Here is a 7,543-nt window from a genome sequence, read left to right as displayed (position 1 = left end):
CCCCCCAGGTCATGCCTTCGACAGGGGGACACAGTCATGCCGGGCCCGGAGGCCAGCGGCCCTCTTGCAGGACCGCGAAAAAGATAACGGGGGCGCGGGGAACGGCGCGATCAGCCACGACGGCGCGGCGGCCGACGGCTGGCAGCCGCCCCTGAAGGGGCGCGGGGAACGGCGCGATCAGCCACGATGTGGCCGCACTCGACGGCCGGCAGCCGCCCCAGAGGGGGGGCGCGCGATCAACCACGATGTGGCCGCACTCGACGGACGGCAGCCGCCCCGGAGGGGGACGCGGGATCAACCACCACGACGCCGCAGCCGACGGACGGCACATCGCGGCGCAACCAGCGGAGCGCCTAGTTGTCCAGCCCCAGAGCGAACGCCGCTTCCAGGTCGTGCTGAGAATAGGTGCGGAAAGCCACATGCGTGTCCGTGGCCTCCACGCCCCGGATCTTGCTGATGCGACCGGGGATGACCTCGGCCAGGTCCTCGTGCCGGCCGACCCGGACCATGGCGATCAGATCGTAGGTGCCGGTGACCGAGAAGACCTCGCTGACATTGTCCAGCGCGGCGATCTGCTCGGCGATCTCGGGAATCCGGTCCACGCTGGTCTTGATGAGCACGATCGCGGTGATCACGGCTGGTTTTCTCCCTCGGGAGCCGGAGCTGGGGCGGCCTTCACTCTAGCCCGACGCCCGAACTGCACCCACGCGAAGACGAAGCCCAGCGAGAAGCCCACCAGATGGGCCAGGTACGCCACCCCGGGCCCCTGGGTGGCCTGCCGCGCCGCCACCCACTGAAGGCCCGCCCAGAAGGGCAGCACGACCCAGGCGGGGAAGCGCAGCGGGAGGAAGAACAGGAAGGGGAGGAGACTGGTGACACGGGCGCCGGGGAACAGGAACAGGCACGCCCCGAGGACCGCGGAGATCGCCCCGGAGGCGCCGACCAGGGACTGCTGGGAGGCGGCGTTGGCGGCCGCGTAGCCGATCAGCGCCAGATAGCCGCAGCCGACGTAGAACAGGGTGAACCGCACGCGCCCCATCCGTTCCTCGGTCATCACCCCGAAGACGTAGAGGAACAGCATGTTGCCGAGCAGATGCACCCAGCTGCCGTGCACGAACAGCGCCGTGGCGGGGGTGAGCGCCTCCCCGGCCGGGCCGTCGAACAGGTTCGCGGGCACGACGCCCCAGCGCCGGAAGTACGCCCGCTGCGCGGCCAGCAGCTCGTCACCGGTGCCGTACGCCGGATTGAACCCGGACGCGGGCCCGATCAGGAAGATCAGGCAGCACAGGGCGATCAGGACGTGCGTCATCGGCGCCGACGAGCTGCGGACCGCTCTGAAGGTCCGCCCGGCCGTCGCGCTCCAGTTGCTGATCATGAACACAGAGCATGACGTAACGGCACTCAGTAGCACAGATCGCCTCGCCGCCGTGGACGAACGGGCGACGAGTACCCGCCAGGCCGTAGGGTTACGAGCCACACGCGCCGGGCGGACGGCGCGTCACGGACACTGGAAGGAAGCGAACAGTCACGATGCCGGTTCCCCTGCCCACCGCCACGACGCGATGGCGCTGCACCCTCTGCGGCAACCTCACCCGTTTCGATGTGACCCGCGCCTCGAAGGTCGTCGAGTACGTCCATCTCGACCTCGCCGGAGAGCCCAAGGTCGAGGAGCGCGAGGTGGTCAGTGAGACCATCGAGTCGGTGCGCTGCCGCTGGTGCAACGCGGTGGACCAGGTGGAACTGGTGGACAGGCCGGGAGCCGACTCCTGAGCGCAGGAGGCGGCCCCGCTCGGGTATTGGGGTGTGACGGATGGCGGAGACCGCAGGCGGGGGGCCGGGCGACGGCACCGCCGAGGTGCTTGACCGTCCGCTGCCCGACGGCGTGCGCCGCCGGGTCGTGCAGATCGTGTCGGACGGCTTCGGCGGTCTGACGATCGGTGAACTGCCCGCCCAGTTGCGGCAGTATGCACGGTTCGCCCCGAATCGCCGGGCGAAGTTCGCGGGCAACGCGATGGCCGCCGCCCTGGAGACCGACACGCTGTTCCGGCAGCGCATCGGGGAGAAGCTCAGAGAGGCGCAGCCGGAACTCTGCGGCGCCCTCGACTCCGGCTCGCCGCCCCCGGCCGCGGACCCGCTCGACGTGGCGGCCGCGGCCTATGTTCTGCGTCCGGCCGGCTGGGTGAAGCTGGTGGCCGCGGCCGGCGAGGAGGTCCAGCGGGCGGACGCCGAGCGCGCCGACGAGGAGAGCCGGGCCGAGCTGGAGCGGCTGCGCGTGGAGCTGGAACGGGTCCGTGACCACACCCGGGCCGAGACCGAACGGCTGCGTGTCGAGCTGGATTCGGCCAAGCGGGAAGCCGAATCGCTTCACCGCAAGCTCCGCGCGGCCCTCAGTGACGTGAAGCGGGGCGACGCCGCCCTGCGCAAGGCCCAGGGTGAGATCGAGGCGGTGCGGGCCGAGGGGCAGGCGCAGGTCTCGGCCGCCGAGAGCGAGTCCCGGCGGCTCAAGGCCCGTCTCGGGGAGGTCGAGACCGCCCTGGAGGCCAGCCGCAGGGCGGCCAGGGAGGGGCGCAGCGTCGAGGACATGCGGGTGCGGCTGCTGCTCGACACCGTGCTGGAGGCGGCCCAGGGGCTGCGCCGTGAGCTGGCGCTGCCGCCGGTCTCCGTGCGGCCCGCCGAGACCGTGGACGCGGTGGAACCGGGCCGGATGACCCCGAAGGACATCGCCGCGCGGGCGCTGTCCGAACACGACCCGGCGATCCTGGACCAGCTACTCGCCCTGCCGCAGGCGCACTTGGTGGTCGACGGCTACAACGTCACCAAGACCGGCTATCCGCAGATGCCGCTGGAGAAGCAGCGGCTGCGGCTGCTCGGCCAGCTCTCGCAGCTCGCCGCGCAGACCGGCGCCGAGGTGACGTGTGTCTTCGACGGCGCCGAGCTGGCCGCGCCGGTGCTGCTCGCCCCGCCGCGCGGGGTGCGGGTGCTGTTCTCCAAGCCGGGTGTGACGGCCGACGAGCTGATCCGCCAGCTGGTGCGGGCCGAGCCGCCGGGCCGGCCGGTCATCGTCGCCTCGACCGATCGCGAGGTGGCCGACGGCGTCGCCCGTGCGGGTGCCCGGCCTGTCGCTTCCGCGATGCTTCTCAGGCGATTGTCCTGAACGTCAACGCGCATCCGTAATGCCCGAATTGGCGGAAGTGTCACTCAACGTAGCGTCAAGTGGACATCACAGCATGTGAGTTGTGGGCAAAGAATGCAGGGAGTGAACGATTTTTTCCCCTGAGGATTTGAACTGATCACAACTGGGTCACTAGGGTCGGCTCGAACCTCCACACGGGTGATCACTCAAAAGAAGGAGCCCGTCTCCGTGGCGTCCCATCGTCGACCGAAGCAGCCGAGTCGCACGCGCGTGACCGTGCTGACCACCGCAGCCGCCGCTGCCGTAGCCCTGAGCTCTCAGGCCGCCAACGCGGCACCCAGTGAGAAGCTGAGCAAGGACGAGGTCAAGGCCAAGGTCGACAAGCTCTACGAGCAGGCGGAGCAGGCCACCGAGAAGTACAACGGGGCCAAGGAGAAGCAGGAGAAGCTCCAGAAGGAGATCTCCACCATCCAGGACAACGTCGCCCGCGGCCAGGAAGACCTGAACAAGCTGCGCGACGGCCTGGGCACCATGGCCAGCGCACAGTACCGCTCGGGCGGCATAGACCCCTCCGTCCAGCTCTTCCTGTCCTCCGACCCGGACGACTACCTCGACAAGGCGTCCACGCTCGACCAGTTGAGCGGCCAGCAGGTCGAGGCCCTGAAGAAGATCCAGGACAAGCAGCGCGAACTCGCGCAGGACCGGGCCGAGGCGACCGACAAGCTCAAGGACCTCGCCGCCACCCGCACCGAGCTGGGCAAGAAGAAGAAGGAAGTCCAGGGCAAGCTCGCCGAGGCGCAGCGGCTGCTCAACACCCTGACGGCGAAGGAGAAGGCGGACCTCGCCGCCAAGGAGGAACGGGCCAACCGCTCCGCCTCCGAGCGTGTCGACCTCGGCAACACCACCTCCGCCTCCGGCCGGGCCGCCGCCGCCTTCTCCGCCGCCCAGTCCAAGATCGGCTCGCCGTACGTCTACGGCGCCACCGGCCCGTCCTCCTTCGACTGCTCGGGCCTGACCTCCTGGGCGTACGCGCAGGCCGGCGTCGGCATACCCCGCACCTCGCAGGCCCAGGCCAACGCCGGTCAGCGCATCTACAGCCAGAGCGACCTCAAGGTCGGCGACCTGGTGATCTTCTACGGCGACCAGCACCACGTCGGCCTGTACGCGGGCAACGGCCAGGTGCTGCACGCCCCGCGCACCGGCACGGTCGTCCGCTACGAGTCGATCAACAACATGCCGTTCCAGTTCGGCGTCCGCATCTGAGCCGTACGCCCCCGCCGGCCCGGGTTCCGTAGCGCCCGAACGGGCGAATCCCGACAACCGGAACTGACCCCTCGCCCCGCCGTTGACCTGCGTCAGCGGCGGGGCGTCCCGTTGTGCGCCCGCCGGAAGGCTTTGGCCGACGGGCGCCTGCGCGGCTACTGTCTGCCGCGTTTCCCCCACGGCCGGGACATCTCGTCCCGGCTCAGGGGAACGGCAACCGTCCGCCGGCCGCGCGTGCGCCGGTGGGGCGGGCCGGTGCCGCGGGACGAGGGCGCGCAGGCCGCAGGGCCGAACGCGACCGCTCCCGCCCGCCGGCCGCGGCCCCGCAGGCGAGCGAGCGGTCACGAGGTGAAGGAGTGCGGCCTTCCGTGGGGTCCCATCGCCGCCTTGCACCATCCGGGTTCGACCGGGGCGCCACCGTCCTGTGCGTACTGTCCGCGGCCGCCGCCGCCCTGGGCGCCGTACCGGCGAGCGCCGCGCCGCACGGCGACGGTCCCGCCGAGGTGGACCGCCTCTACGGGGAGGCGGAGAAGGCGACCGAGGCCTACAACAAGGCCGGCGAACAGGCCGGGAAGCTGCGCGCGCAGGTCCGCGAGGCGCAGGACCACATCGCCCGCCAGCAGCAGCGCATCAACACCATGCGGGAGGAACTGGGGTCGCTGGCCGGCGCCCAGTACCGCTCAGGCGGCATCGACCCGACGGTCGCCCTGCTCTTCGCCGCCGACCCGGGCGACTACCTCGACAAGGCCACCACCATCGACCGGATCGGCACCCGTCAGGCCGGCCGGTTACGGGAACTCCAGTCGGCCATGCGTGAACTCGCCCAGGAGCGGGCCGCGACGGCCGGGAAGCTGGCCCAGTTGGAGAAGAACCGCAGGGCCGTCGCCGCGCACAAGCGGACCGTGGAGCGAAAGCTGGCCACGGCACGGGAACTGCTCAACTCCCTGCCGTACGCGCAGCGCGCCGCCTACGACCGTGCCTCCCGCGACGGCCGGGCCGACCTGCCCGACCTGCGGGACATCGGCGCCCCGAACGCCCGTGCCGCCGCGGCCGTCGCCGCCGCCCGCTCCGCCCTCGGACGCCCCTACGTCTGGGGCGCCAACGGGCCCGCCGGCTTCGACTGTTCGGGCCTGACACAGTGGGCGTACGCGCAGGCCGGGGTCCAGCTGCCGCGCACCTCGCAGGAACAGCGGTACGCCGGCCGGCAGGTGCCGTTCTCGCAGATGCGGCCCGGTGATCTGGTCGTCTACCGCTCCGACGCCGGCCATGTGGCCATGTACATGGGCAACGGCCAGGTGATCCACGCGCCCCACCCCGGCGCCCCGGTGCGCTACGACCCGGTGGGCATGATGCCCGTCTCCTCGGTCACCCGGGTCTGACCGGGTACCCAGGGCCGTACGATCGGGCAGATGGCTGATCGCAGACGGAGGTGGCACTCGGCAGCCGCCGCGCTGTGTCTGCTGCTCGTCCCGCTGGCCGGATGCGGCGGCCGGACGGCGGCCGACCCGGCGCGGGCCGAGGTGCAGCAGGTGCTCGACCGGCGCGCGGCGGCCCTCCTGCGGCACGACGAGACGGCGTACGGCGCGACGGGCGCCCGCGGCACCTACGCGAACCTGCGCGCGGTGCCGCTGGCGTCCTGGACCTACCGGGTGACCGGCCTGCGGCACACCGGCGCCACCGTCACCGCCGCGGCCCTGCTGAGCTACCGGATCCGGGGCCACGACCGGGCCCCCGTCACCACCGAGCGCACCCTCGCCCTCGGCCGCACCGCCGACGGACGCTGGTACGTCGCCTCCGACCGGCCCGCGAAGAAGGCCGGACAGCAACTGTGGGACCAGGGCGCCGTGTCGGCGGCCACGGGCGCGCACAGCCTGGTGCTCGGGGTCGGACAGTCCGCGCAGGCGCTCGACGCCTACGCCCGGCTCGCCGACCGCGCGGTCCCGGCCGTGTCCGCGGCCTGGGGCACCGACTGGACCCGGCAGGTCGTCGTGCTCGTACCGCGGACCCTGGACGGGATGGCCGGCCTGCTCGGCTCGCCGGCCTCCTCGTACCGGGGGATCGCCGCGGTCACCACCGGCGAGGCGGGCGGCCCGGCCCGCGCCCCCGCGGACCGGATCGTGGTCAACCCGGAGGCGTACGCCCTTCTCGGCGACGCCGGCAAGCAGGTGGTGTTCACCCACGAGACCACCCACGTGGCCACCCGCGCGCACACCACCCCGGCCACCCCGCTGTGGCTGTCCGAGGGGTACGCGGACTGGATCGGCTACCTGGGCACGGGCCGCACACCGGCGCAGGCGGCGCCGGAGCTGTCCCGCGCCGTCCGCGCCGGGCGGGTCCCGGCGGACCTGCCGGCCGACGGGGACTTCGGCTTCACCGGCGCCCCCGCGCGGCTCGCCCAGGCGTACGAGGGCGGCTGGCTGGCCTGCCGGATGATCGCCGCACGCTGGGGCGAGGACCGGCTCGACGCCTTCTACCGCGCCGTCGGCGCGCACGGGCGGCGGGCGGGCGCCGTCGAGGACGCGCTGCGCCGGGTGCTCGGGACGAGCCCGCGGGACTTCACCGACCGGTGGCGCGACTACCTGCGAACCCAACTCGGCTGAGCGAACCGACCGACGGCGCCCGCGGCATGCCCGCGGGGATGGCTCGGCTGAGCGAACCGACCGACGGCCGCCCCCGGCATGCCCCGCGGGGACGGCTCGGCTGAGCGAACCGGCCGACGGCGCCCGCGACCAGGCCCGCTCGGCTTCACCGGCTTCACCGGCTTCACCGGCCTCATGGGCCTCATGCCTCATGGGCGGGGCCTCACCGGCCTCACTGGCCTCACCGGCCTCAATCACCGGCCTCATCGGCCTCACCGCTCACTGGGCTCACCGGCCTCACCACCAACCCGCGCCATGCTCGCCGGAATGACCCCTCGGCCTCCTCCGTGCCCACCGGGCGGCCGTCCCGGTGGAAGAAGCGCGCGGGGATCTCCAGGAAGTCGAGGCGGCGGCGCGGCACGGCGGCCTGGTCCGCCGGGCCGGGCGGCTGCCGCGGGATGGCCGGGAACGTAAGAGGGCTTCTCGAAACCGAGTGTGGTGGCTGGGTTTGCGCTGGTCAGGCGTGATGCCGGGGCGGGTGAGGTAGATCCGGTGCGTCCGTGGAGGT

The 7,543-nt window shown here is 72.4% G+C and carries 7 protein-coding genes; 5 read left to right on the top strand and 2 right to left on the bottom strand.

Annotated elements, in window-relative coordinates; translation table 11 throughout:
• Nucleotides 1–353 precede the first annotated feature (353 nt).
• Complete coding sequence (locus ACFYTE_RS42010; RefSeq protein ID WP_388722544.1) at nucleotides 354–635, bottom strand: Lrp/AsnC family transcriptional regulator; 282 nt, start codon at nucleotides 633–635, stop codon at nucleotides 354–356.
• Nucleotides 632–1,375, bottom strand: a complete 744-nt coding sequence (locus tag ACFYTE_RS42005; protein ID WP_388722542.1) for a rhomboid family intramembrane serine protease — start codon at nucleotides 1,373–1,375, stop codon at nucleotides 632–634. The genes ACFYTE_RS42010 and ACFYTE_RS42005 overlap by 4 nt, the downstream gene beginning before the upstream one ends.
• A 155-nt stretch (nucleotides 1,376–1,530) precedes the next feature.
• Here ACFYTE_RS42005 and ACFYTE_RS42000 point away from each other — a divergent pair, with 155 nt between their 5' ends.
• The 5 genes from ACFYTE_RS42000 to ACFYTE_RS41980 all read left to right on the top strand — a co-directional run bounded on the left by ACFYTE_RS42000 (nucleotide 1,531) and on the right by ACFYTE_RS41980 (nucleotide 6,996).
• Nucleotides 1,531–1,770: a hypothetical protein gene (locus tag ACFYTE_RS42000; protein ID WP_376536688.1), complete on the top strand. Its 240-nt coding sequence runs from the start codon at nucleotides 1,531–1,533 to the stop codon at nucleotides 1,768–1,770.
• Between the two features lie 40 nt (nucleotides 1,771–1,810).
• The gene (locus ACFYTE_RS41995; protein WP_388722540.1) at nucleotides 1,811–3,154 is read left to right on the top strand and encodes an NYN domain-containing protein; all 1,344 of its coding nucleotides are present in this window, start codon (nucleotides 1,811–1,813) and stop codon (nucleotides 3,152–3,154) included.
• 207 nt (nucleotides 3,155–3,361) lie between these two features.
• Nucleotides 3,362–4,396: an NlpC/P60 family protein gene (locus ACFYTE_RS41990; RefSeq protein WP_388722538.1), complete on the top strand. Its 1,035-nt coding sequence runs from the start codon at nucleotides 3,362–3,364 to the stop codon at nucleotides 4,394–4,396.
• A 368-nt stretch (nucleotides 4,397–4,764) separates the two neighbouring features.
• The gene (locus ACFYTE_RS41985; RefSeq protein ID WP_388722536.1) at nucleotides 4,765–5,775 is read left to right on the top strand and encodes an NlpC/P60 family protein; all 1,011 of its coding nucleotides are present in this window, start codon (nucleotides 4,765–4,767) and stop codon (nucleotides 5,773–5,775) included.
• A 30-nt stretch (nucleotides 5,776–5,805) separates the two neighbouring features.
• Nucleotides 5,806–6,996: a hypothetical protein gene (locus ACFYTE_RS41980; protein WP_388722534.1), complete on the top strand. Its 1,191-nt coding sequence runs from the start codon at nucleotides 5,806–5,808 to the stop codon at nucleotides 6,994–6,996.
• Nucleotides 6,997–7,543: the final 547 nt, after the last annotated feature.

Origin of the sequence: Streptomyces sp. NPDC004629, from assembly GCF_042873595.1 — a bacterium.
In the GTDB taxonomy this organism is placed as follows: domain Bacteria; phylum Actinomycetota; class Actinomycetes; order Streptomycetales; family Streptomycetaceae; genus Streptomyces.
Note: the sequence above shows the minus strand (reverse complement) of the source record. Positions and strands in the feature narration are given on the sequence as shown.